2 protein-coding genes are annotated in these 1,521 nt (G+C 23.0%); one reads left to right on the top strand and one right to left on the bottom strand.

Features of this window, described 5'->3' with window-relative positions:
• Positions 1–188 precede the first annotated feature (188 nt).
• Positions 189–812, bottom strand: a complete 624-nt coding sequence (locus E6248_RS15910; protein WP_316341742.1) for a biliverdin-producing heme oxygenase — start codon at positions 810–812, stop codon at positions 189–191.
• Between the two features lie 361 nt (positions 813–1,173).
• Here E6248_RS15910 and E6248_RS15915 point away from each other — a divergent pair.
• Positions 1,174–1,521 (top strand): hypothetical protein (locus E6248_RS15915; protein WP_316341743.1); only part of this gene is annotated, 348 nt, incomplete at its 3' end.

The following is a 1,521-nucleotide window of genomic DNA, read 5'->3' on the forward strand; positions in this document are numbered from 1 at the left end:
ATATATAATAAATATAGTATTGATGTATAATTTAAAATTAAGAATGAATAATGAAAAATTAATGAAAAAACTCCTAATGGAGTTTTAAAAAGTAATTTATTTTAGTAATTCTTCCAGAATTACAACGATAATTTTTAATTATTAATTACAAATGGGGCTGTTTAATAAATAGCCCCATTTGTTATGACTTAATTGTTTTTTGCGTCAAGCTCATTAGATATAGCCATATTGTATATATATGAGTTTGAGATTTCAATTAAGAATTCTTCCTTTTCTGTATCAGTTAATTCTAAAGTATTTAACATATTATGATAATTCATTACATAAGCCTTCATATCTTTTAAATCTTTATAAACATAATAGTTTAAAGAATTATCCTCTAAGTTATAATGTTCTTTAAGTATTGAATAGAATATCCTACCACCAAATAAATCAGCTAAGAACCTAGTATATGCATGAGCTATTATATATTTTGGATTTTTTTCTACTGTAGAATTAACCCTGTCTACATATGCAATAGTTGAAGCTAATTTTTCTATTTTATTATCTTTATTAAGAGCTTCAATATCTTTTTTTATTTCAGCAGATCTATATATTTCTTTAGTTATAAATGGTTTAATAGATTCATTATTTTCTAATTTATCTAAGTTATGTTCGATTGCTTCATATACAAAATATAAATTATATATATACTCTATATAGCTTTCTTTTGAAGCTTCTTTGTTTAATAATTTTTTTGTAAAGCCTGAACTTTCAGCTGCTTTATGCAATACATTAGTCTTGTTTCTAATATCAATCATAAAATTGTTCATTTTTATCTCTCCAATCGATAGTGATTATCATTTACTTTAATATACTATTCTTAGATTTAATTATCAAATCCTGAATAAAGGCAAAACAAGTAAATATAATAGATTAGCTATAGTATCCTTTCATTTTGAACTGCGTTTATAAATGTTTTTAAATGAAAAATTTAGCAGTTATTTAATGGAATTACCTAATTAATAAAATTAATGATGAAAAACTTTATAATAATAATACTATACTAAAAAGAAAAGGTATATTTTGTTATATTAATAATTGAAAATGTTTAAATAGACTCTTAAGCTGTTGAGATTAATAGGTGTAAGTGTTAATATTTAATTGAAAAAGAGAATATGGAGGTTGATTATTATGATAAAAACTAAATCTAATAGCTTTTTAAAGTTCAGTTTTATTTTTATTATTAGTTCATTAACTTTGTTTGTTTTAGGAAGTATTATTTCTAATGTTAGTGGTACTCCAATTAAAGATGTAATGTTTATTGAAGGTATTGTAGTACTGATGTTATCTATCTTTTCTTTAATAGAGGGGAATACTACCTTACCGTCAATGCAGGAGGTCGGACGAATAAATCCTCAATATCTTGTTAATATGATTTTAGAATCAAATGAAAATGCTAGAAAGAAAATAAATAGAAACTCAACATTAAATATTCAACTAGATATAAGTAGTCTTGGTTTTATAGTAGCAGCTTTGATT

The organism is Clostridium sp., from assembly GCF_032552055.1.
Taxonomy (GTDB): domain Bacteria; phylum Bacillota; class Clostridia; order Clostridiales; family Clostridiaceae; genus Clostridium.